Source organism: Frigoribacterium sp. NBH87 (assembly GCF_014217665.1).
Taxonomy (GTDB): Bacteria; Actinomycetota; Actinomycetes; order Actinomycetales; family Microbacteriaceae; genus Frigoribacterium; species Frigoribacterium endophyticum.
This window is the reverse complement of sequence record NZ_CP043650.1, coordinates 1,436,210-1,458,840: the sequence shown is the minus strand read 5'-3', so window position 1 is coordinate 1,458,840 and position 22,631 is coordinate 1,436,210. Positions and strand designations below refer to the sequence as shown.

Sequence of the window (22,631 nt, the reverse complement as noted above, 5' to 3'; positions counted from 1 at the left end):
CCGACCCCGCTCGGCCCGCGGCACGAGAGGGAGACCCGCATGCGCGTGGTGATCGAGCTGGGCGACCAGCGACGCAGCGTGGAGGTCGACCGCTGGCGCGGCTCCGCGACCCTGGCCGAGCTGGTCGAGGCCGCGGGCTGCTCCGTCGGGCCCGACGACGACCTGTTCGTCGACGCCTCGGCCGTGTCGGTCGGCACGCCGCTGCGCGAGCTCGTGCTGCTCGAGGGGTCGCGCGTCGCCCGCACGGCCACGACGCGGCCGGCCCGCGTCGCCGGCTGGAACGTCACGCTCGCCGGCGGGCTCGCCGTGGGGCGCGTGGTCGAGGTGCCCCGCACCCGCCCGCTCGTCGTCGGCCGCTCGCCGCAGGCCGACCTCGTGCTGCCGACGGCCAGCGCCTCCTGGGAGCACTGTACGGTCGAGCTCGACGACGACGGCGTGCTGATCCGCGACTCCGGCTCGACCAACGGCACCGTCGTCGCCGGCGAGAAGGTGGGCGCTGAGGGCGTCCGCGTCACCGAGGGCACCACCGTGATCGTGGGCGGCGCGGTGCTGATCGTGCGCCCCGACCTGCCCGAGTCGACCGTGCCGGCTCCTGGCTCGCTGCACAACCTCACACCCGCCGCGACGGCGCCCTTCAACCGCCCGCCCCGCCCAGGCCGCGTGGGCGAGATCGAGCCCGTGCTGCCGCCCACCCGCAAGGACGTGCCGCCGGCCTCGAAGTTCAGCGTCATCACCGTCGTGGCGCCGCTCGTGCTGGCCGGCGCCATGGTGCTGCTGCTCGGTGACGCCCGCTTCGCGCTCTTCGCCCTGCTCAGCCCGGTGATGGCCATCGGCATGTACTTCGAGCAGAAGCACCGCCGCAGGAAGAACCTCGAGGAGGAGGAGGAGCGCTTCGCGACCGCCGTGGAGGCGTTCCGCCGCGAGATCGCGGACGCTGCGGCCCAGGAGGTGCGCCGCCGTCAGGAGCTCGCCCCCGACCCGGCCACGGTGCTGCGACGCCCGGCCGTGCCGACGACCCAGCTGTGGCAGCGCCGCGCGGGCGACGACGACTTCCTCGCCCTGCACGGCGGCATCGGCGACGTGCCCTGGAAGCCCGAGGTCGACGACCGCGGCGTCTCCCGCCGCGACGAGAAGGTCAAGGAGGCGCTCGAGGCCGGCCTCCTGCCCGCCGCGCCCGTCGTCGTGGACCTCAGCGACGCCGGCGTGGTCGGCATCGTCGGCGACCGGGCCGGGGCGCTCGCCCTCGCCCGCAGCCTCCTCGTGCAGGCGGCCGTGCACTGCGGGCCCGCCGACCTCACGGTCGGCACCTTCTGCGACCGTGGCCGCGAGGCCGACTGGGAGTGGGCCTCCTGGCTGCCGCACACCCGCCGCGCGGGCAGCAGCACGGGCGAGCGGTGGATGTCGGCGCAGCGCGAGGCGAGCGCCTCCGTGCTCCGTGGCCTCCGCGAGACCGTCGACGAGATGCCCACCCCGGCCCTGCTCGTCGTGCTCGACTCCGAGGTGCTCACCGAGGGTCGCGACGCCCCGGCCCGCGCCCTGCTCGGCCACGGCCGGAGCGTGCCCGGCGTCAGCCTCCGCCCGGGCGAGCGGCCGCACCGCGTCAGCGGCATCGTCATCGCGACCTCCGAGGAGCAGCTCCCGGCCGCCTGCACCAGCGTCATCGTCGTCGGCGACGACGCGGCCGCGACCGTGCACCGCCCGGAGGACCGCGCCCGCGTCGACGACGTCGTGCTCGCGGGCGTCACCCTCGAGGCCGCCGAGGAGTGCGCCCGCCACCTCGCGCACTTCGACGACCCCGAGCTGATCGTGCCCGGCGCTTCCCTGCCGTCGCTGGTGCGCCTCCCCGAGCTGCTCGGCCACCAGGCCCTCGACGCCCAGGCGATCCGCGCGATGTGGGCGGCCGACACCGGCGTCTCGACGCCCATCGGCTCCGCCGAGACGGGCGTGCTCACGCTCGACCTGGTCGAGGACGGCCCGCACGGCCTCGTCGGCGGCACCACCGGCTCGGGCAAGAGCGAGTTCCTCCGCTCGCTCGTCGCCGGGCTCGCGGCGCGCAACGACCCGACCCGCCTCACCTTCGTGCTGATCGACTTCAAGGGAGGCGCGGCCTTCAAGGCCTGCGAGCGCCTGCCGCACACCATCGGCACCATCAGCAACCTCGACGAGCAGCTCGCCGACCGGGCGCTGCGGGCGCTCGAGGCCGAGATGGAGCGCCGTCAGCGCGTCTTCGCCGAGGCGGGGGACGACGTCGACAACCTCGACGCGTACCTCCGCACCGGTCCGGCGGAGCCCATGCCGCGCCTCCTGCTGGTGGTCGACGAGTTCGCGATGCTCGCCAAGGACTTCCCCGACGTCCTGTCGTCGCTCGTCAGCGTCGCGGCCGTGGGCCGGACGCTCGGCGTGCACATGATCCTCGCGACGCAGCGCCCCGCCGGCGTCGTCAACGAGGACATCCTCGCCAACACCAACCTCCGCGTCGCGCTGCGCGTGCAGAGCCGGGAGGACTCGAGCAACGTCATCGGCGTGCCCGCGGCCGCCGGCATCGGGCGTGCGCAGACCGGCCGCGCCTACGTGAAGCTCGGCCAGGACGACATCACCCCCGTGCAGACCGCCCTCGTCACGGGCCGCGCGCAGGAGGTCGCCGCGGGCGCCGTCGACGTTCGCGAGATCGGGGCGTTCGGCGTGCCGGTGGCCGCTCCCGCGCCTCCTCGGGCCACGGCGAACGACGCCGCCGACCTCGACGTGCTGATCGACGCGGTCGTGCAGGCGAACGCCGACGCCGGCATCGCGCCGCCGCGGCAGGTCTGGCCGGAGGCGCTGGGCGAGCGGGTCGCGCTGGAGGGCTTCGCCGAGGCGGCCGGGCCCGAGACCGTCGACGCGGTCGCGGTCGCGGCCGCAGCCGGCGCCGCCCCCGCCGTGCCCGCCCTGCCCGCTGAGCCCGCCGTGCCCGTCGTGGGCGGCGTCCGGGGCGACCTCGTCGCCGTGGCCCTCGCCGACGAGCCCGACCTGCAGCGGCAGAGCCCCGCCGGCTGGCGGCTCGACGAGGGCAACCTCATGCTGCTCGGCATCGTCGGCAGCGGCACGAGCACGACCCTCTCGAGCATCGCGCTGACGATGGCCCGCGAGACCTCGCCCGACGACCTCGACCTCTACGTGCTCGACATGGGCTCGCGCGGCCTCGCGCCGCTCGCCGACCTGCCGCACACCGTCGCGTACGTCGGCTCGGGCACGGGGGCCAAGGAGCAGCAGGCGCGGTTCCTGCGGCACCTGCGCACCGAGCTCGAGGTGCGTCGGGCGTCGCCGGGGACGGGGAGGCGCGCGGTCGTCCTGCTGGACGGCCTGGCCGCCCTCCGCGACGAGTACCAGGACTACGAGGGGCAACAGCTGCTCGACCTGCTCTACCGCGTGTACGCCGACGGCCCCGGCCTCGGCCTCTCGTTCGCCGTGTCGACGACCCGTGCCAAGGCGGTGCCGTCGGCGATGGACGAGGTCACGACGCAGAAGTGGCTGTACCGCCTCGCCGACCAGTACGACTACGCCTCCTACGGCATCCGGGGCAAGAGCGTCCCGGCCGCGGTGCCCGGTCGTTGCGTCGACACCGTCACGGGGCTGCAGATGCACGTCGCGACGCCCGAGGGCGACCTGGCCGCGGCCGTGGCGCAGGTGCGAGGGGCCTGGGCCGGCACGCCGCCGAAGGCCAACGCCATCGGCCAGCTGCCCGACGACGTCCGCGTCGACGAGCTCGACCTCGCGCCCGTGCTCACGGGCGAGCCGTGGCTGCTGCCGATCGGCATCGGCGAGGACGACCTGACCCCGGCGCAGCTCGAGGTCTACGAGGGCGAGCACGTGATGATCGCCGGGCCCGCCCGGTCGGGCAAGTCGACGTTGCTCTGTGCCCTCGCCGAGTCGATCCGCGCCCTGCCCGGTGACCGTCCCGCGGTCTGGGGCATCGGCGACCGGCGCTCGCCCCTCGCGACGGCCGGGCTCGACCGCGTCGCCGTGGGCGTCGACGAGGTCCCGGCGCTGCTCGCGTCGCTGCGGCTGGAGCGCGGCCCGGTCGTGCTGCTGATCGACGACGCCGAGCGGTTCGACGACGCCGACCAGTCGATCGCGTCGCTGCTCGCGAGCCGCACGCCGGTGACGGTGGTCGCCGCGGGCCGGTCCGCCGACCTGCGCACCCTCTACAGCCACTGGACGAAGACGGTCCGCAAGGCCCGCTGCGGCGTGCTGCTGCAGCCCGACGTCGACTACGACGGCGACCTGCTCGGCGCCACCCTGCCGCGGCGCGCGCCGGTCGCGCTCAGCCGCGGGCGCGGCTACGCCTGCGTGGGAGGCGCGGTGCGGCTCGTGCAGACCATCAGCCCGAGCGCCTGATCCTCGGAGTGCGGGCGGGTGGCGGTCTGCAGACCACTGCCGGCCGGCGGCTCTCCGCGGGTCAGTCGCGGGCGGTGATGCCGAACGTCGAGCTCTCGAGGGCCGTGAAGTTGCCCACGGTGGCCCGGAGCACGCACTGCGGGGCGATCGACAGCGCCGTCACGACGAGGCCGTCGGTCGAGACCGCCAGGGCCCCGGAGCACCCGTCGGCGAAGCGCACGCCCGCCTCGCCGCCGGCGACGTCCTGCAGCATCTGCGAGGGCGTGCCCGTGCTGGGGCTCGTGTAGAGCGGGTTCAGCTCGTCGGGGCCGCTCGGCCAGACGGGCACCAGGGTGACCGGCAGGGCCGTCTGGCTGACGGTGCGCGACGGGGTCGTCACGACGACGTCGCGGAGGCGCTGCACCGGGTACGCCGTGCCGCTCACGCGGTCCGACCCGACGGCCTCGCTGGTCGCGGTCGCCGCGGCGTCCAGCCACTCGTCGAGCGCCGCGGCGTCCGCCACGGCGAGGGGGAACGTCGCCTCGACCTCGACCGAGCCGCCGGCGGGCACCTCGACGCCCGGCACCGTCCAGCCGCACGGTGCCGAGACGCCCGTCAGCGACGGCTGGTTGCGGGTCGCCGAGACGGGCCCCTGGGTGGAGCTCCACCGCACGGGCGGGCACGCGGCGTCGGAGTCGAGCCCCGGCACGACCTCGAGCAGCGGGCCCGAGAGGGGTGCGGCCTGCGCCGACCAGGTGATCGCCAGGGTCACCGTGCCGGCGGCGGTGTCCGAGGAGGCGTCGCGCGAGACCCCGAGGCCGGTCGGCAGCGCCTGGTCCTGCTGGTTCGCCGTGGCGCTGGCCGTGGCGGGCGCGGACGCCTCGCCGCCCTTCCCGGACGGCACGAGCACGACGAGGCCCACGACCAGCGCGACGACGAGCAGCACGCCGACGCCGCCGAGGGCCGCGACGCGTCCGGTGAGCCAGCCGGGTCGCGACCCGGCGAGCTGACGGACGCGCTCGAGCCGCGGGGGCGGGGGAGCGTCGACGACCGTGGCCGGGTCGGCGACGGGGCGTCGCAGCGGCCGCACCACGGTGGCCGAGCCGTCCGTGCCCAGGTCGGGCCGCGCCTCCTGCACCTCGGGTGCGACGTCGGTGCCGTGGGCGAGCGCGCTCTCGAGCTCGGCGGTCGACCCGCCGGAGGCGCCGCCTCCCGGGGCCGCGGCGCCGCGCACGATCGTCGCCGGACGCTCGATCTCGTCGAAGCCCTCGGGCGCCTCCACGGCGGCGAGCGCGGGCAGGTCGGCGTGGGCGGCGGCGAGGCGGCGCAGGCGCTCGGCGGCCACGGCCGCGGCGGGGCGCGCAGACGGGTCCTTGGCGAGCAGGCCGTCGATCGCCGCCCAGACGTCGCCCGGCAGGTCGAGCCGCGGGGGAGTCGAGGTGACGTGGCGGTAGGCGACGGTGAAGTCGGTGCCCGGACCGGCGAACGGCGTGCGCCCCGCGAGCAGCTGGTAGAGCATGACGCCGGTCGCGTAGACGTCGCCGGCGGGCCCCGAGCGCCCGTTGCTGATGAGCTCGGGCGCCATGTACTGCGGGGTGCCGAGGAGGCCGGTCGTGCGGCGGTCCTGTTCGCCGACGACGGAGGCGATGCCGAAGTCGCTGACGCGCACGGCGCCCGCGAGCCCCGGGTGCCAGGGCTCGGCGAGCAGCACGTTGTCGGGCTTCACGTCGCGGTGCGAGACGTCGCGCTGGTGGGCGGCGGCGAGAGCGTCGAGCACCTCGGCCGCGATGGTCAGGGCGTCGCGGGCGGGCAGCGGGCCGGACTGCTCGAGCAGGTCGCCGACCGAGCCGCCGGGCACGAGGTCCATGACGATGGCGAGCCGGTCGCCCTCGACCACGAGGTCGCGAACGCGCACGATGCCGGGGTGCCGCAGCGAGACGAGCACCGAGCGCTCGCGCACGAATCGCTCGACGAGCCCGGGGTCGGCGGCGTGCTCGGGCTTCAGCAGCTTGGCGGCGACCTGGTCGTCGTGCGGAGCGACCGTGGCGCGCCACACCTCGCCCGCCGCTCCCGAGCCGATCAGCTCGACGAGGCGGTACGACGCCCCCAGGGCCTCGCCGGATCGCGACTGCGCCACGTCTCCCCCTTCCCCCTCGGACGGCGGGGCCCCCGCCGTCGCCCCGGGGCCCATCCTACGGCGACGCCCCCTCGTCGGCAGGCCCGAGACGGTGCCGTGGCCGACCCCGAGCGGGGGTCAGCGCGTCAGCGCCTGCACGAGGCTCTCCTGCAGGTAGCCGAGCCAGTCGAAGACGTCGTTCATCACGAGGGCGGCCGGGTCGTCGGTCGGCGCCGGCCCTCCGTCGGTCACGCCGAGCCGGCTGCCGAGCACCAGCCGCAGGTCGGTCAGGGTGCGCAGCCACGACTGCTGCCCGGCCTCGTCGAGCCGCGAGGTCGGCGGCGGGCCGAGGTCGTCGAGCACCCGTCGGGCGTTCGCGACCTTGCGGGCGGTCAGGTCGTCGGCGGTGAACCTGCGGAACTCGGCCGCCGCCTCCTCGTCGTCCGGGTACGCGGAGGGCAGGAGGCGCGCGACGGCCGGGTCGCCGGGGTCGCCGCCCTCGAGCACGCTCACGAGCTGCGCGACGAGGTCGGCCAGCAGGGCACGTTCGTGGTCGGGCAGCGTCAGCTCCATGCCGTCCCGGCCGCGACGGAAGGGGATCACTCGTCGGCCTTCGAGACGGTCGCCCAGAGGCCGAAGTCGTGCATCGCCTCGACGTGCCGCTCCATCTCCTCGCGCGGTCCGGTGGCGACGACGGCCCTGCCGGTGGTGTGCACCTGCATCATCAGCCGCTCCGACTCGCGGGCCGAGTAGCCGAAGTAGCTGCGGAAGACGTAGCTCACGTACGACATCAGGTTGACCGGGTCGTCCCAGACCAGCGTGACCCACGGGCGGTCGGGCGCGACGAGGAGGCGCGGGTCGGTCTCGGTGCCGACGCGCGTGTCGTCCAGGGTCTGCGTCACGCCCCCCAGCGTGCCACGCCGCGGCGGTCCGCACGACCGCCTCCGCGCCTCCCGCGCCCCTGCCCGCGGAGGTATGCTCGACGGGTCGCGACTGGCGTTCAGATGGTCGACCATCGGGGAGCGACGCACACACGGTACGTGGCCGTACGCCTGGGCCACCACGCCACCTGAAGAACCGGCACCTCGTGCCGCCCTCGTCCCGTGACCGTGTAGAGAGAGCCCTGCCATGACCCCCCAGAAGACGCCCTCGACCTTCAACGCCCCGCTCAGCGAGGTCGACCCCGAGATCGCCGCGGTGCTCGAGCAGGAGCTCGGCCGTCAGCGCGACTACCTCGAGATGATCGCCTCCGAGAACTTCGTGCCGCGGGCCGTGCTCGAGTCGCAGGGCTCGGTGCTGACGAACAAGTACGCCGAGGGCTACCCGGGGCGTCGCTACTACGGCGGCTGCGAGTTCGTCGACGTCGCCGAGAACCTCGCCATCGAGCGGGCCAAGACGCTGTTCGGCGCCGACTTCGCCAACGTCCAGCCGCACTCGGGCGCGCAGGCCAACGCCGCCGTGCTCTCCGCCATCGCCAGCATCGGCGACACCATCCTCGGCCTCGAGCTCGCCCACGGCGGCCACCTGACCCACGGCATGAAGCTCAACTTCTCCGGCAAGATGTACAAGGCCGTGGCCTACGAGGTCGACCCCGAGACGTACCTCATCGACATGGAGACCGTGCGTCGCCAGGCGCTCGAGCACAAGCCGAAGGTCATCATCGCCGGCTGGTCGGCCTACCCGCGCCAGCTCGACTTCGCGGCCTTCCGCGCCATCGCCGACGAGGTCGGCGCGTACCTCTGGGTCGACATGGCGCACTTCGCCGGCCTCGTCGCCGCGGGCCTGCACCCGTCGCCGCTGCCCCACGCCCACGTCGTCTCGTCGACGGTGCACAAGACCCTGGCCGGCCCGCGATCGGGCGTGATCCTGTCGAACCACGAGCCGCTCTTCAAGAAGCTCAACTCCGCCGTCTTCCCCGGCCAGCAGGGCGGCCCGCTGATGCACGTCATCGCGGCCAAGGCGACGGCCTTCAAGCTCGCGGCCGAGCCCGAGTTCAAGGACCGCCAGGAGCGCACGATCCGAGGCGCCCAGCTCCTCGCCGCGCGCCTCACCGCGCCCGACGCGAAGGCGGCCGGCATCGACGTGCTCACCGGCGGCACCGACGTGCACCTCGTGCTCGTCGACCTGCGCGCCAGCGAGGTCGACGGCAGGCAGGCGGAAGACTTGCTGCACCAGGTCGGCATCACCGTCAACCGCAACTCCGTCCCGTGGGATCCTCGCCCGCCGATGGTCACCTCCGGCGTCCGCATCGGCACGCCGGCGCTCGCGACCCGCGGCTTCGACGACGCGGAGTTCACCGAGGTCGCCGACGTCATCGCCCTGGCGCTGATGCCCGAGCCCGACATCGAGGCCCTCGCGGCGCGCGTGAAGGCGCTCACCGACGCGTTCCCGCTCTACGCGTGAGCGCCGGCGTCGGGCCGGGAGCCGCGGTCGACGCGGCCCCCGGCGCTCCCGCGACGGCACCCGTCGAGCCCGCTGACCGACCGCTCATCGCGGGGCCGGGCAGCGCGGTGAAGATCGACGGTACGGCCCTCGCGGCCGCCGTCAAGGCCGACCTGCGCGTCCGGGTCGACGCGCTGCGCGCCCGTGGCGTGGTGCCCGGGCTCGGCACGATCCTCGTGGGGGCCAACCCCGGGTCGTTGTCGTACGTGGCCGGCAAGCACCGCGACTGCGCGGAGGTTGGCATCGAGTCGATCCGCCTCGACCTGCCCGACACGGCCAGCGAGGCGGAGATCCGCGCGGCGATCGAGACGATGAACGCCGACCCCGCCGTCACCGCCTTCATCATCCAGCTGCCGCTGCCCGAGGGCATCGACCCGACGGCGATGCTCGAGCTGATGGACCCGGCGAAGGACGCCGACGGCCTCCACCCCGTCAACCTCGGCGAGCTCGTGCTCGCGGTGCCCGGCGGCAAGGGCTCGATCGACACGCCCCTGCCGTGCACGCCGCGCGGCATCGTCGAGATGCTGCGCGCCTACGACGTGCCGATCGCGGGCCGTCACGTGACGATCATCGGCCAGGGCCTCACCGTCGGGCGGCCGCTCGGCCTGCTGCTCACCCGCCTCGAGGCGACGGCCACCCTCACGCACTCGCGCACGGTCGACGTCGCGGCCGAGGTGCGCCGCGCCGACATCGTCGTCGCGGCGGCCGGCGTGGCCGGGCTGGTGCAGCCCGACTGGGTCGCCCCCGGGGCGACCGTGATCGACGTGGGCATCACGCGCGTGCTCGTCGAGGAGACGGGCAAGTACAAGCTGCGGGGCGACGTCGACCCGGCGGTGGCGCAGGTCGCCGGTGCCCTGTCGCCGGTGCCGGGCGGCGTCGGACCGATGACCCGGGCGATGCTGCTGAAGAACGTCGTGGAGGCCGCCGAGCGCGACGCGTGACGGCGACGCGGCCGCGCGGCCGCGCGGCCGCGCGGCGGCTGCGGCTGCGCGGCGGCCGCCGCCGCCGGCCTAGATCGGCGCCGACCGTGAACGGGCGAGTACGACGAAGGCGGGCCACCACGGTGGCCCGCCTTCGTCGTACTCGCCCGTCGTCGAGGGTGCCGGCGGCGCCGGCTGGTGCCGGCTGGCGCCGCTGGGCGCCGGCCGGCACCAGCCGGCCCGGCCGGCGGCCGCGGCCGCCCGCGCCTAGCTCTCGCGGCGCGCGCCCTCGGCAGGGTGCACGGTGAAGATCGTCGGGGCGGTGTAGCCCGCCTCGGCGAAGGCCGCCGTGACGGCCTCGGCCACCGCGTCGCGCTGGTCGCTCGGCACGAGGGCGATGGCCGACCCGCCGAAGCCGCCGCCCGTCATGCGGGCCCCGACCGCGCCGGAGCGCTGGGCGGTCGCGACCGCGAGGTCGAGCTGCGGCACCGAGATCTCGAAGTCGTCGCGCATCGACACGTGCGAGGCGTCGAGCAGGGGGCCGATGGGCGCCGGGCCCTCGGTGCGCAGCGTGCGCACGGTGTCGAGCACGCGCTGGTTCTCGGTGACGACGTGGCGCACGCGGCGGTAGGTCTCGTCGTCGAGCAGGTCGGAGGCGCGGGGCAGGTCGTCGACGTCGAGGTCGCGCAGCGAGGTGACGCCCAGCGCCTCCGCCCCGCGTTCGCACGACGCCCGGCGGTCGACGTACCCGCCGGTGGCGTGGGCGTGCTCGACGTGGGTGTCGACCACGAGGATCTCGAGCCCGGCGGCCGCGAAGCCCAGGTCGACGACGTCGGCCTCGAGGCTGCGGCAGTCGAGGAAGACCGCGGAGTCGGCCCGGCCGAGCAGCGACGCCGACTGGTCCATGATGCCGGTGGGCGCGCCCACCGCGTCGTTCTCGGCGAGCTGGCCGACCGCGGCGAGCGTGGGGCGGTTCACCTCGAGCGACCAGAGCTCGGTCACGGCGACGGCGACGGAGCACTCGAGGGCCGCCGACGACGAGAGGCCCGCGCCGATGGGCACGTCGGACTCGACGAAGACGTCGAGGCCGGAGGCGGCCGACAGGTCGATCGACGACACGTCGCCGCCGGCCGCCGTGAAGGCGGGGGCGTCGGCGTGCTGCGGGGCGACCGATAGGGCCCAGGCGATGCCGAAGACGTAGGCCGACCAGCCCGACATGGCCGAGGGGTCGAGCTCGTCGAGCGAGATCTCGTGGACGCCCTCGTCGAAGGTGCTCGCGACGCGGAGGAGGCGGTCGTCGCGACGGCCGACGGTGACGACGGTCCGCTTGTCGATCGCGAACGGCAGAACGAAGCCGTCGTTGTAGTCGGTGTGCTCGCCGATGAGGTTCACCCGGCCGGGCGCCGACCACGTGCCGGCCACGGGGGAGTCGAAGACGGAGGCGTAGCTGCGGGCCTGACCCGTGCCTCCCGGGGTGTCGGTGGTGCTCATGCGCGCGTCATCGCCTCTCTCAGTCGGTCGGCCTGGGCCTCGGGCACGAGGTCGCCCACCCAGGCTCCCATCGCGGCCTCGGAGCCGGCCAGGAACTTTAGCCTCGTCTCGGCCCGGCGGGGCGAGGTGATCTGCAGCATGAGCCGCACGGTGTCGCGGCCGACCGAGACCGGCGCCTGGTGCCAGGCGGCGATGTAGGGCGTCTCGTCGCCGTAGAGCGCGTCGAGGCCGCGCAGCAGCGTCTTGTACATGACCGCGAGCTCGTCGCGCTCGTCGCTCGTGAGGCCGGCGAAGTCGGGCACGTGGCGGTGCGGCAGCAGGTGGATCTCGATGGGCCAGCGTGCCGCGAACGGCACGAATGCGGTGAAGTGCTCGCCGGCCAGCACGACGCGGGGCCCCTGGCGCTCGCTCTCGAGCAGGTCGTGGAAGAGGTCGGGGCCGTAGGCCTCGATGCTCCGCAGCAGCGACGCGGTGCGCGGGGTGACGTAGGGGTAGCCGTAGATCTGGCCGTGGGGGTGGTGCAGGGTCACGCCGATGGCCTGGCCGCGGTTCTCGAACGGGAAGACCTGCTCGACGCCGGGCAGCGCGCTGAGCGCCTCGGTGCGGTGCGCCCAGGCCTCGACCACCGTGCGGGCGCGCGAGTCGCTGAGGGTCGCGAACGAGCCGACGGTGTCGGGGCTGAAGCAGACGACCTCGCAGCGGCCGACGCTGCGGCGCACACGGCCGAGGCCGATCTCGGCGAGGTCGTCGAGCCCGGCGGGGGCGTCGGGGTCGGTCAGCGCGGGGCCGAACGACGGCGAGCGGTTCTCGAACACGGCGACGTCGTACACGTCGGGGATCTCGGAGGGGTTCGTCTCGCTGGCGGGCGCGAGCGGGTCGAGTTCGGCCGGCGGGAGGAAGACGCGGTTCTGGCGCGACGCCGCGATCGACACCCAGTCGCCGGTGAGCGGGTCCTGTCGCATCGAGGCGGTCTCGGGCCGCGGGTCGAGCACGCGCGCGTCGACACGGCGCTCGCTGCCGAGCGTCGTGTCGGCGTCGTCGAACCAGATCAGCTCGCGACCGTCGGCCAGGGTCGACGTGCGGACGGCGATGGGTGCCATTGTCCCTCCTCGGGGTCGGCGCTCCCACGGCTGCAGCCTGCATTTGCGAAAGCAGGTGAAAGCATACGAAGATGACCCCGTGAACGCCAAATCCGCCGACCAGCCCCTCCCGGGCGAGCGGCGGCGCGACCGCATCGCCGACCTCGTCGGCCGCCGGGGCTTCGTCCGCACGGCCGAGCTCGCCCGCGAGTTCCGGCTCTCCGAGGTCACCATCCGCACCGACCTCGAGAGCCTCGCCGCCGACGGCCTCGTCTCGCGCGTGCACGGCGGCGCGCTCTCGGTCGACCGCCCGGTGGTCGAGCGCCCCTTCGAGGAGGAGAGCGCGGTCGGCATCGACGCCAAGCACGCGATCGGCGTGCGGGCCGCGGCCCTGGTGCGGTCGGGCGACTGCGTCGTGCTCGACGTCGGCACGACGACCACGCAGATCGCGCTGGCGCTGCTTGAGCGGCACGAGCTCGAGGGCGTCGTCGTCGTGACCAACAGCCTGACGATCGCCCTCGCCCTCGAGCAGGCGGTGCCGCGCTTCACGGTGATCGTCTCGGGCGGCACGCTCCGGCCGCTCCAGCACTCCCTGGTGAACCCGCTCGCGACCACGGTCTTCTCGGCGATCACGGCCGACATCGCCTTCATCGGCTGCACCGGGGTGCACCCCGACCACGGCGTCACGAACGTCAACCTGCCCGAGACCGACCTCAAGCGGCTCATGACGACGACGTCCCGACGCAGCTACATCGTCGCTGACGGGAGCAAGCTGGGGGAGGCGCACCTCGGCGTCATCGGCCCCCTCGACGTGTTCGAGGGGCTCGTGACCGCCGGGGCCGACGAGCACCGGGTCACCGCCCTGCGCGCCGCGGGCCTGACCGTGGTCGAGGCCGACCACGACGACGAGAGAGGACGACCGTGACGAGCTCACCCACCGGAGACCAGCTGCACCTGCGCCGAGAGGTCGACGGCCGCGTCGTCGAGGCCGTGGTGACCTCCGTCGCCGCCGGCCTGCGGTCGCTGACCGTCGACGGCCGCGCGCTGACCGAGACCTTCCCCGACACGGTCGTGCCGCCGTCGGCGTGCGGCATCACGCTCTTCCCGTGGCCGAACCGCGTCGACGGCGGCCGCTGGTCGCTCGACGGCGAGGCGCAGCAGCTCGACATCACCGAGCCGTCGAAGGGCAACGCCAGCCACGGCCTGCTGCGCTACACCAGCTACCGCCTCGTCCAGCGCGACGAGCACGCGGTCACCCAGGCGGCGACGGTCTACCCGCAGCACGGCTGGCCGTTGCAGCTCGACCTGACGGTGCGGCACGAGCTCGTCGCCGACGGGCTGCGGGTCAGCTACGAGGTCGAGAACGTCGGCGCGCGACCGGCGCCGTTCGCGGTGGGGGCGCACCCCTTCCTCCGCGTGGGCGACGTCGACGTGGCCGACCTCACCGTGTCGCTCGACGCCGCGACGCGCTTCGTCGTCGACGAGCGCGGCGTCCCCACCGGCACCGAGCCGGTCGAGGGCACCGCCTACGACCTCCGCGGAGCGCCGGTGGTCGGCGACCTCGACCTCGACACCCCCTACCGTGACGTCGCACCGGGCGACGACGTCGTCCGTCGCACCCGCCTGACGGCTCCGGACGGCACGGCGACCGAGCTCTGGCAGGACGCGTCGTTCGGCTACGTGCAGGTGTTCACCCCGCGCAACTTCCCCCGCGACGGCGTCCTCGGCCTGGCCGTGGCCGCCGAGCCGATGACGGCGCCGCCGAACGCCCTCGCGACCGGCGAGGGGCTCCTCCGCCTCGAGCCGGGCGAGCGCTGGTCGGGCTCCTGGGGCATCCGCCACGTCGCGGGCTGACCGGGCGTCGGGGTTGGGGGCGGCAGCCGGGCCGACCCGCGCCTCCGCCTGGCCCTGTCCGGAGGCGCGGGTCGGGTGACCAGCAAATTGTCCTAATTGCGCAAGTTGCTGGGAATCCTTCTGCGGCGGGGGCGAATCGGGGTAGCGTGTCGACTCGTTCCGGCTGGTTACCGGACGAACGCCGTCGACGTAGACGCAGGCCGCTCTTTTCCTGATCCGAATGGCGTCCTGCATCGTCGGCGCACGTGCCCCCGCCCGCGCACCGCGCTCGGCGGGGGCACGCCTCTTCCTCCCCGGGGCCCTGCTCGGCGGCGCTCCCTCACGCCCTGGTGGCGCCTCCGTCGAGCCCCGGTCGGGCATCGTCCCCGTGCGAGGGGCACTCGGAATGGGGGACGCGGGGCCGCTCCCGCCGATGGTTTGATCGATCTCGGGTAAGCGACAGGAGATCCTCTCGGATCCCGCGCGAGGTGGCCCGATTCGGGTCGGGCCACCTGAACCCCTCCGGGTTCGCCAGGGCGACGCCCCGCACCGGAGAACCGCTGGTCATGCACCAAGTCGGCACCGGCCCGGCAGAGACCACCCGGGTGGTGTCCCCCGGAACGGCCCTGAGATGGTGAGATCCCCTCCCGTCGTGCCGCGAGATGGCGTACGCTCGTCGGGTACCGGGCGGTGACCAGACGCCCGGTGTCGGGGGCAGGATTCGGGTCCGCGCCCCTGCGGTGGGGCCGCCACGTAGGGGTACGTGATGACGGCCCCACCCTCGCACGTCGGAGGCCCTCCCCGAGTCGGGGAGGGCCTCCTGTGCGTCACGCGCGTGCGTCGTGGGCCCCGTGGGGCTCGAACCCACGACCCGCGGATTAAAAGTCCGATGCTCTACCAACTGAGCTAGAGGCCCCTGCGCGCTCAACGATACGGGATGCCGCGCGTCCTCGGCGGCCGGCCCGCGCCTCCCCGACTGTGTCGTCGGAAAGCGAGAGGGATCCGGCCGAGGGGGACCGTTCCACGGCGCAGCTCTCGTGTCTCGTGGTCGATCTCTCTCAAATTTGAGAGAAAGAGGGCGAGCTGAGAGGGGTGGAGGGCCCGGGAAGACCGGATGGGCCGAGGGGGCCCGACCGGCATCGACCCGCGCCTCCCCGGCTCCCGCTCCGCCCTCAGCGAAGCGGCGGCGCCCGCCCGCACGTCGCCCGGCGACCGCGCCTAAGCTCTGCGTGATGCCTCGCGAATTCCACCGTCCCACCCAGTTCTCCGGCGCCCAGTTCGAGGCGTACCAGGGCGGCGACGACCCGGCGACGCTGAACCGGGTCGCCCACGAGTCGGCCGCGGCCCTCGTCGCGCGGGTCAAGGACGACCCGAGCCCCGAGATCCTCGACCGCCTGGTCAGCTACACCGACCTGCACGGCATCGACGCGGTCGCCGAGCTCTGGGCGCACGCCGCCGCGCACACGCTGCCGGGGGCGCTCTGGCGCATCTACCTCGTCCGCGCCGTCATCCGTCAGGCCCCCGACGAGGTGGCCCTGCTCTTCGACCGCGGCGTCACGGCCTCGTCCACCATCGACCCGATCGTCGCGGGCGCGCCGGCCCCGGCCAGCCCGGAGGAGGTCGTCGAGCTCGCCGACCTCATCCTCCGCGGCGTCTTCGTGGGCGACTTCGCCCTCGCCCTCGAGCGGGGTGCCGCCTTCTGCCGGCTCGCCGCCGCGGGCGCCACGAGCGTCGCCGACGACCAGGACTCGATCGGCTCCGACCTCGCGACCACCCTGACCCGACGGGCGCTGCGCTTCTCCGAGCTCGCCGTCGACCTCACCGCCTGTGCCGCCCTCTGGCGCGACGGCGGCCTCGCGTAGCGACCGGGGCAGAGCAGCAGAGCAGACCGGCGCAGCAGGACCGCTCAGGAGGCGCGCCGCCGTTCGCACCCGGCGAACCCTGTGACGAGCCCCGGCTCGGGCGGCTAAACTCGTCCAGGTCGGGCCGCAGTAACCCCGGGCTCCAAATTCAGCCGCTTCGAGCGGACTCGCGCCGAGAGGCGTTCCTGCGGTCCGGCACCCTCTTCCTCCGGGCACGCCCCGTCGAGGTCCACTGCGTCTCGGTCGAGGCCCACCGCGCCTCCCGGCGAGGCCCCCGCTCCGCGCCCGTCGTCGTGCATCTCTCGTCCCCCGGGCGAAACTCGCCCAATCCGGGTGCTCCCCGGTGCCGAACCATTGACGTGAGGGATCGTGCAGATCCTCCGCCCGACACGGCCCCCTACGGCCCGCCGGGCGGGCTGCTCCCTCCGCGGGTCCGGGCCTCATCGCCATCCCAGACGGCCTCGCGGAGGGGCGGTCCCACACCGTCACGATCCCGTGACGGACCCGAGCGACCAGGGGATCGAGGTGAGACCTGACATATGCTGAAACTCGTGACCCGTGAAACCGAGACTCCGGAGGACGATCTCCGGCCGTCGACTCCCGACGAGCTGCTGACCAGGGTCGCCGGCGGAGACCAGCTCGCGTTCGCCGAGCTCTACGACCAGACCGCACCGCGTGTGCTGGGGCTCGTCAAGCGCCTCCTGAAGGACCACGCGCAGAGCGAGGAGGTCACCCAGGAGGTGTTCCTCGAGATCTGGCAGACGGCCACCCGGTTCGACACCGCCCGGGGCAGCGCCTCGAGCTGGATGCTCACCATGGCCCACCGCCGCGCCGTCGACCGGGTCCGCGCCTCGCAGGCCGGCCGCGACCGCGACTTGCGCATCGGGGTCCGAGACCTCGACACCGACTTCGACTCGGTCACCGAGTCCGTCGAGATCCGCATCGAGCACGAGCGGGTCGAACGCGCCCTGGGGCGCCTCACCGAACTCCAGCGCCAGGCCGTCCGGCTGGCGTACTACGGCGGCTACAGCCACAGCGAGGTGGCCGCGATGCTGGGGGTGCCGATCGGCACCGTCAAGACGAGACTGCGCGACGGCATGATCCGGCTGCGCGACGAGATGGGGGTGGCCTCGTGACCGACCACGACGAGCCCACGGGCACCGACCGACAGCCCGGCGACGACGAGACGGCGGCCCTCGCGGGCAGCTACGTCCTCAACGCGCTGAGCGACGACGAACGACACGACTTCGAGGCTCTGATGAGCCGCTCCGAGACCACCAGGAAGGAGGTGACCGGCATGAGCGAGACCGTCCTGCTGCTCGCCCACGCGGCGACGCCGGTCGCCCCCTCGGCGGCCCTCCGCTCCAGCGTCCTCGACGCGATCCGCACCCTGCCGCAGCTCCCGGCGCAGCAGGCCTCGGTCGCCCCCGACACCGCAGGAGGCGCGGGTGACGACCACGAGGTCGCTCCCGTCCGCCGGTCGGTGCCCGAGATGGAGCCCTCCGAGTCCGAGACCGCGGGCCGCCTCCTCGAGGCGACCGGCCCGGCTCGTGCCCGCTGGTTCACCCGCCCCGTCGCGGTTCTCGGCGTGGCCGCGGCCGCCGCAGCCCTGTTCTTCGGCGGCGGCGCCGTCCTCCAGCAGGTCTCGGGCCCGAGTCAGGGCACCGAGTCCACCGCGTCGGCGCTCGACGAGATCTACGCGGCGAAGGACTTCCAGCGCTCCGTGGCCGACGTCAGCACCGGCGGCACCGCGACCCTGGTGTGGTCGGAGGACCTCAAGCGCTCGGCGGTCGTCTTCGACGGCCTCACCTCGCTGCCCGGCGACCAGACGTACGAGCTCTGGTACATCGACGAGGCCCGCGGAGCGGTGCCGGCCGGCACGTTCGACACGGCCTCCGACTCCACGGTCACCCAGGTGCTCAAGGGCGAGATGACGCCCGGCGCCACCATCGGCCTCACGGTCGAGCCGGCGGGCGGCTCCGACGTCCCCACCAGCGAGCCGATCATGGCGGTCAGCAGCGCCTAGGCGCCCGCCGCGGCGACGCGACCCTGCCACAGCACGACGGAGGCGGCCCACCCGACAGGTGGACCGCCTCCGTCGTGTTCCCCCCACAGCACGACGGAGGCGGTCCACCAGACCGGTGGACCGCCTCCGTCGTCGCAGGGTCGGCCCCTGAGGGCCGGGCGTCGATCAGCCGAAGCGGCCGGAGACGTAGTCCTCGGTGGCCTGGACGCTGGGCTTCGAGAACATCGTCGCGGTGTCGTCGTACTCGATGAGCTTGCCGGGCTTGCCGGTGCCGGCGATGTTGAAGAAGGCGGTCTTGTCGCTGACGCGGCTCGCCTGCTGCATGTTGTGGGTCACGATGACGATCGTGTACTCCTGCTTGAGCTCCTCGATGAGGTCCTCGATGGCGAGGGTCGAGATCGGGTCGAGGGCCGAGCAGGGCTCGTCCATCAGCACGACGTCGGGGGAGACCGCGATCGCGCGCGCGATGCAGAGACGCTGCTGCTGACCGCCGGAGAGGCCGTTGCCGGGCTTGTCGAGGCGGTCCTTGACCTCGTTCCAGAGGTTCGCGCCCTGGAGCGACTTCTCGACGAGGTCGTCGGCGTCGCCCTTCGACATGCGTCGGTTGTTGAGCTTGACGCCCGCGAGCACGTTGTCGCGGATGCTCATGGTGGGGAAGGGGTTCGGGCGCTGGAAGACCATGCCCACCTGGCGACGGACGAGCACCGGGTCGACGCCGGGCCCGTAGAGGTCGTTGCCGTCGATCAGCACCTCGCCCTCGACGTACGCGCCGGGGATGACCTCGTGCATGCGGTTGAGCGTGCGGAGGAAGGTCGACTTGCCGCAGCCGGAGGGGCCGATGAAGGCCGTGACGGTGCGGGGCTCGATGGTGATGTTGACGTCTTCGACGGCCTTGAACTTGCCGTAGTAGACGTTGAGGTCGTTGACCTCGATGCGCTTGGACACGGTGCTTCCTTCTGGGGTCGGGCCGGTTCGGGTCTAGCGACCGAGCTTGGGGGAGAAGAGCTTCGACACGAGGCGGGCCAGGAGGTTCAGCAGCATGACGATCAGGATGAGCGTCAGGGCCGCCGTCCAGGCGCGGTCGAGGAAGTCAGAGGAGTTGGGGCCCTGGTTCGCGTACTGGGTGTACGCGAACACGGGCAGGGTCATCATGCGGTCGCCGAACAGGTCGTAGTTCATGCTGGCCGTGAAACCCGCGGTGAGCAGCAGCGGGGCCGTCTCGCCGATGACGCGGGCGATCGACAGCATGATGCCGGTCGTGATGCCGGCGAGCGACGTCGGCAGGACGATCTTGAGGATCGTCAGCCACTTCGGCACGCCGAGGGCGTAGCTCGCCTCGCGAAGCTCGTTCGGGACGATCTTGAGGATCTCCTCGCTGGAGCGCACGACGACGGGGATCATCAGCACGGCCAGGGCGACGGCGCCGATCGCGCCGGAGCGGACGCCGGGGCCGGCGAACAGCGAGAACAGGGCGTAGGCGAAGAGGCCGGCGACGATCGACGGGATGCCCGTCATGACGTCGACGAAGAAGGTGATGCTGCGGGCCAGCGCGCCGCGGCCGTACTCGACGAGGTAGATCGAGGTGAGCAGTCCGATCGGGATGCTGATCAGGGCGGCGAAGGCCGTGATCTCGAGCGTGCCGATGATGGCGTGCAGGGCCCCGCCGCCCGAGTCGATGATGTTGCGCATCGAGTACGTGTAGAACTCGCCGTCGAAGCGGTTCAGGCCCCGCGAGACGACCGTGTAGAGCAGTGACACGAGCGGCAGCAGGGCGACGATGAAGGCCGTCGTCACGAGCGACGTGATCAGCCGGTCGACGGCCTTGCGGCCGCCCTCGACGATGCGGGAGACGACGACGATCAGGACGTCGAAGAGGATCGTGCCGAAGAACAGGGCCCCGACGATGTTGAAGTCCTCCGTCATGCCGCCGGCCTGCAGCAGCAGGAAGACGACCGAGAACAGGACCCAGCTGCCGACGAGCAGGCCCCAGGCCGTGCCCCGGGGGAGCTTGCCCGCGGTGAGGGTGTTCGTGGTGGTGCGCGCGGCGACCGACATCAGTTCGCTCCCGAGAAGGCCTTGCGGCGGTTGACGATGAAGCGGGCGAGCATGTTGACCGCCAGCGTGATGACGAAGAGGACGAGGCCCGAGGCGATCAGCGTGTTGACGCCGACGCCCACGGCCTCGTTGAACTGGAGGGCGATGTTCGCGGCGATCGTGTTGGGGTTCTGCGAGCCCAGCAGCGCGAAGTTCACGACGATGGCGGGCGAGAGCACGATGGCGATGGCGAGGGTCTCGCCGAGGGCGCGGCCGAGGCCGAGCATGATGGCCGAGACGATGCCGGAGCGGGCGAAGGGCAGCACCGCGAGGCGGATCATCTCCCAGCGGGTGGCGCCGAGAGCGAGCGCGGCCTCCTCGTGCAGCACCGGGGCCTGGAAGAAGATCTCGCGCATGACGGCGGTCATGATCGGCAGGACCATGACCGCGAGCACGATGGCGGCCGTGAGGATGGTCTTGCCGGTGCCGGAGACGGGGCCGGCGAAGAGCGGCACCCAGCCGAACCAGTCGACGAGGTTCGCGTAGAAGGGCTGCACGAAGGGAGCGAGCACGAGGACGCCCCAGAGGCCGAAGACGACGCTGGGCACGGCGGCGAGCAGGTCGATGACGTAGCCGAGGCCCTGGCTGATGCGGCGCGGCGCGTAGTGCGAGATGAAGAGCGCGATGCCGAGGGCGAGCGGCGTGGCGATCAGCAGGGCGATCAGCGACGCCCACACCGTGCCGAAGACGAGCGGCCCGACGTACGACCAGAAGTTGGTGGCGTCGTTCGGCAGCGTGCCGGCCTCGGCGACGAACGCCGGCAGGCTCTGCACGACCAGGAAGAGCGCGACGGCGGCGAGCACCACGAGGATGAGGATGCCGGAGAAGAGGGTGGCCCCCGAGAAGACGCGGTCGCCGGGGCGCACCGTGGACTTCGTCGTGGGGGTGGTGGCGGCGACGGTCATTCCCTGGTTCTTCCTGCTCGGGTGAGTGTCTCGGCGGCGGGCCTTCGGGTGGGCCACCGTCGGGGCGGAGCGCTGCGGCGGGCCGCAGCAGGGGAGCGGCCTGGGCCGCGCGGGAGCGCGCGACCCAGGCCGGGTGCAGCAGGTGCTACTTGATGGTGGCGATCGCCTCGGCGACCTTCGAGGCGAGGTCGCTCGACAGCGGCGCGGAGCCGGCCTGCTCAGCAGCGGCCTTCTGGCCCTCGTCGCTGGCGACGTACTCGGCGTACGCCTTGACGACGGCGCCCTTCTCGGCGTCGGCGTACTCGGAGCAGGTGATCAGGTAGCTGACCAGGACGAGCGGGTACGAGCCGGCCTCGTCGTAGGTGCGGTCGAGCTTGATCGCGAGGTCGTTCGACTCGCGGCCCTCGGCGAGGGGGGAGGCGGCGACGGCCTGCGACGCGCCGTCGGCGGTCAGCTCGCTGGCCTCGCCGCCGACCATCAGCTTGGCGGCCGAGAGGTCGCCGATGCCCGACTCGTCGGCGTAGCCGATCGAGTTGGTCGAGTTGTTGATCGCGTCGACGACGCCCGACGTGCCCTTGGCGGCGTCACCGGTGCTGTACGGGAAGGTCTGGCCCGACTCGGCGTCCCAGACGTCGCCGGCGTTCGCCTTGACGTACTCGGTGAAGTTCTGCGTCGTGCCCGAGTCGTCGGAACGGTGGATCGCCGTGATCGACTCGCTCGGCAGGTCGGCGTCGGGGTTCAGGGCGACGATGGCGTCGTCGTCCCACGTGGTGATCGTGCCCTTGAAGATGCCGGCGATGGTCGCCGCGTCGAGGGTCAGGTCGTCGACGCCCTCGACGTTGTAGGCCAGGGCGATGGGCGAGATGTAGACGGGCAGGTCGATGCCCTTCGTGCCGGGAGCGCAGGCGGCGAACTCGCTGGCGAGCTCCTCGTCCTTGAGCGCGGCGTCGGAGCCGGCGAAGTCGGCGGCGCCCGAGATGAAGCTGGTGCGGCCCGAGCCGGAGCCCTGCGGGTCGTAGTTGACGGTGACGTCGGGGTTGGCGGTCTGGAAGCCCGCGGCCCAGGTGGTCTCGGCGGTGCCCTGGGCGGACGAGCCGATGCCGTTGATGGTGCCCGAGAGGTCGGAGGCGCTGGCGGAGTCGCCGGCCTCCGCGCCGCCCTCGTTGCCGGCGCAGGACGCGAGGAGCATGGTGCCGACCGCGGCGATCGCGAAGATGCTGCCGGTGCGCTTGAAGTTCACAGAGGTTCCTTCGTGGAGTGTGTTGGCTGTGTGTGCGGGCCAGGTGCCGGCCCGTGCGTGACGCTACGGCGGCTGGTTGACCACGGTCGTCTGCGCCGGTGAACGGGAGGTTAACGAGGCGGGAACATCGGCCGGGCATCCGGCCCGCCGCGGGCGCGACGGGCGGCGGCGACGCGGGCGCCGTGCTGCCGCCCGGAGACGACGGAGCCCCCGGGGCCACCGCCTCGACGGCGGCCCCGGGGGCTCGGCCCCGACCCGCGGGCCGGGGTG

At 73.5% G+C, this 22,631-nt stretch carries 17 protein-coding genes, 1 tRNA gene and 1 riboswitch; of the genes, 8 read left to right on the top strand and 10 right to left on the bottom strand.

Features of this window, described 5'->3' with window-relative positions:
* Positions 1–39 precede the first annotated feature (39 nt).
* Complete coding sequence (locus tag F1C15_RS06705; protein WP_185233726.1) at positions 40–4,374, top strand: FtsK/SpoIIIE domain-containing protein; 4,335 nt, start codon at positions 40–42, stop codon at positions 4,372–4,374.
* Positions 4,375–4,435: 61 nt separating this feature from the next.
* Here F1C15_RS06705 and F1C15_RS06700 read toward each other — a convergent pair whose 3' ends face one another.
* The 3 genes from F1C15_RS06700 to clpS form a co-directional block, all read right to left on the bottom strand.
* Positions 4,436–6,490: a serine/threonine-protein kinase gene (locus F1C15_RS06700; protein WP_185233724.1), complete on the bottom strand. Its 2,055-nt coding sequence runs from the start codon at positions 6,488–6,490 to the stop codon at positions 4,436–4,438.
* A gap of 117 nt (positions 6,491–6,607) precedes the next feature.
* On the bottom strand, positions 6,608–7,072 hold the full coding sequence (locus F1C15_RS06695; RefSeq protein WP_255465526.1) for a DUF2017 domain-containing protein: 465 nt from the start codon (positions 7,070–7,072) through the stop codon (positions 6,608–6,610).
* The gene (gene clpS, locus F1C15_RS06690) at positions 7,069–7,371 is read right to left on the bottom strand and encodes an ATP-dependent Clp protease adapter ClpS (RefSeq protein ID WP_056057109.1); all 303 of its coding nucleotides are present in this window, start codon (positions 7,369–7,371) and stop codon (positions 7,069–7,071) included. The genes F1C15_RS06695 and clpS overlap by 4 nt, the downstream gene beginning before the upstream one ends.
* A 77-nt stretch (positions 7,372–7,448) precedes the next feature.
* A riboswitch (ZMP/ZTP riboswitch) is annotated at positions 7,449–7,534 on the top strand.
* A 63-nt stretch (positions 7,535–7,597) separates the two neighbouring features.
* Here clpS and glyA point away from each other — a divergent pair.
* Both glyA and F1C15_RS06680 read left to right on the top strand, forming a co-directional pair.
* Positions 7,598–8,872 carry a serine hydroxymethyltransferase gene (gene glyA / locus F1C15_RS06685; RefSeq protein ID WP_185233722.1) on the top strand — a complete coding sequence of 425 codons (1,275 nt, stop codon included), beginning with the start codon at positions 7,598–7,600 and terminating at the stop codon, positions 8,870–8,872.
* Between the two features lie 86 nt (positions 8,873–8,958).
* On the top strand, positions 8,959–9,852 hold the full coding sequence (locus F1C15_RS06680) for a bifunctional methylenetetrahydrofolate dehydrogenase/methenyltetrahydrofolate cyclohydrolase (protein WP_056059029.1): 894 nt from the start codon (positions 8,959–8,961) through the stop codon (positions 9,850–9,852).
* Between the two features lie 246 nt (positions 9,853–10,098).
* On the opposite strand, the gene galK is transcribed toward F1C15_RS06680, so the two are convergent.
* Positions 10,099–11,322, bottom strand: coding sequence for a galactokinase (galK, locus tag F1C15_RS06675; protein ID WP_185233720.1), 1,224 nt, complete (start codon positions 11,320–11,322; stop codon positions 10,099–10,101).
* The gene (galT, locus tag F1C15_RS06670) at positions 11,319–12,422 is read right to left on the bottom strand and encodes a galactose-1-phosphate uridylyltransferase (protein WP_185233718.1); all 1,104 of its coding nucleotides are present in this window, start codon (positions 12,420–12,422) and stop codon (positions 11,319–11,321) included. The genes galK and galT overlap by 4 nt, the downstream gene beginning before the upstream one ends.
* 79 nt (positions 12,423–12,501) lie before the next feature.
* Between galT and F1C15_RS06665 the strand changes: the two genes are divergently transcribed.
* Together F1C15_RS06665 and F1C15_RS06660 are read left to right on the top strand one after the other, a co-directional pair.
* On the top strand, positions 12,502–13,326 hold the full coding sequence (locus F1C15_RS06665; RefSeq protein ID WP_255465524.1) for a DeoR/GlpR family DNA-binding transcription regulator: 825 nt from the start codon (positions 12,502–12,504) through the stop codon (positions 13,324–13,326).
* The gene (locus tag F1C15_RS06660) at positions 13,323–14,255 is read left to right on the top strand and encodes an aldose 1-epimerase family protein (RefSeq protein ID WP_185233714.1); all 933 of its coding nucleotides are present in this window, start codon (positions 13,323–13,325) and stop codon (positions 14,253–14,255) included. Before F1C15_RS06665 ends, F1C15_RS06660 begins: the two co-directional genes overlap by 4 nt.
* Positions 14,256–15,077: 822 nt before the next feature.
* Here F1C15_RS06660 and F1C15_RS06655 read toward each other — a convergent pair.
* Positions 15,078–15,150: transfer RNA gene (locus F1C15_RS06655), tRNA-Lys, on the bottom strand.
* Positions 15,151–15,466: 316 nt separating this feature from the next.
* On the opposite strand from F1C15_RS06655, the gene F1C15_RS06650 reads away from it, so the two are divergent.
* The 3 genes from F1C15_RS06650 (at position 15,467) to F1C15_RS06640 (ending at position 18,122) form a co-directional block, all read left to right on the top strand.
* A complete protein-coding gene (locus tag F1C15_RS06650; protein ID WP_167260216.1) occupies positions 15,467–16,096 on the top strand; it encodes a DNA-directed RNA polymerase subunit beta in 630 nt (209 codons plus the stop codon).
* Between the two features lie 539 nt (positions 16,097–16,635).
* Complete coding sequence (locus F1C15_RS06645; RefSeq protein ID WP_082514589.1) at positions 16,636–17,232, top strand: sigma-70 family RNA polymerase sigma factor; 597 nt, start codon at positions 16,636–16,638, stop codon at positions 17,230–17,232.
* Entirely contained in the window at positions 17,229–18,122 is an 894-nt protein-coding gene (locus F1C15_RS06640) for an anti-sigma factor domain-containing protein (protein WP_185233712.1), read from the top strand. Before F1C15_RS06645 ends, F1C15_RS06640 begins: the two co-directional genes overlap by 4 nt.
* Before the next feature lie 165 nt (positions 18,123–18,287).
* On the opposite strand, the gene pstB is transcribed toward F1C15_RS06640, so the two are convergent.
* The 4 genes from pstB to pstS all read right to left on the bottom strand — a co-directional run bounded on the left by pstB (position 18,288) and on the right by pstS (position 22,361).
* Entirely contained in the window at positions 18,288–19,067 is a 780-nt protein-coding gene (pstB, locus tag F1C15_RS06635) for a phosphate ABC transporter ATP-binding protein PstB (protein ID WP_056057094.1), read from the bottom strand.
* Between the two features lie 33 nt (positions 19,068–19,100).
* Entirely contained in the window at positions 19,101–20,177 is a 1,077-nt protein-coding gene (gene pstA, locus F1C15_RS06630; protein ID WP_185233710.1) for a phosphate ABC transporter permease PstA, read from the bottom strand.
* The gene (pstC, locus tag F1C15_RS06625) at positions 20,177–21,121 is read right to left on the bottom strand and encodes a phosphate ABC transporter permease subunit PstC (protein ID WP_056057090.1); all 945 of its coding nucleotides are present in this window, start codon (positions 21,119–21,121) and stop codon (positions 20,177–20,179) included. Before pstC ends, pstA begins: the two co-directional genes overlap by 1 nt.
* Before the next feature lie 145 nt (positions 21,122–21,266).
* Positions 21,267–22,361, bottom strand: coding sequence for a phosphate ABC transporter substrate-binding protein PstS (gene pstS, locus F1C15_RS06620; protein WP_185233708.1), 1,095 nt, complete (start codon positions 22,359–22,361; stop codon positions 21,267–21,269).
* Positions 22,362–22,631: the final 270 nt, after the last annotated feature.

What these genes read in the sequence shown, in the direction of transcription:
- F1C15_RS06705 (WP_185233726.1), top strand. Translation starts at nt 40, where the DNA reads ATGCGCGTGGTGATCGAGCTGGGCGACCAGCGACGCAGCGTGGAGGTC.
- glyA (WP_185233722.1), top strand. Translation starts at nt 7,598, where the DNA reads ATGACCCCCCAGAAGACGCCCTCGACCTTCAACGCCCCGCTCAGCGAG.
- galK (WP_185233720.1), bottom strand. Translation starts at nt 11,322, where the DNA reads ATGAGCACCACCGACACCCCGGGAGGCACGGGTCAGGCCCGCAGCTAC.
- galT (WP_185233718.1), bottom strand. Translation starts at nt 12,422, where the DNA reads ATGGCACCCATCGCCGTCCGCACGTCGACCCTGGCCGACGGTCGCGAG.
- F1C15_RS06650 (WP_167260216.1), top strand. Translation starts at nt 15,467, where the DNA reads ATGCCTCGCGAATTCCACCGTCCCACCCAGTTCTCCGGCGCCCAGTTC.
- F1C15_RS06645 (WP_082514589.1), top strand. Translation starts at nt 16,636, where the DNA reads ATGCTGAAACTCGTGACCCGTGAAACCGAGACTCCGGAGGACGATCTC.
- pstA (WP_185233710.1), bottom strand. Translation starts at nt 20,177, where the DNA reads ATGTCGGTCGCCGCGCGCACCACCACGAACACCCTCACCGCGGGCAAG.
- pstC (WP_056057090.1), bottom strand. Translation starts at nt 21,121, where the DNA reads ATGACCGTCGCCGCCACCACCCCCACGACGAAGTCCACGGTGCGCCCC.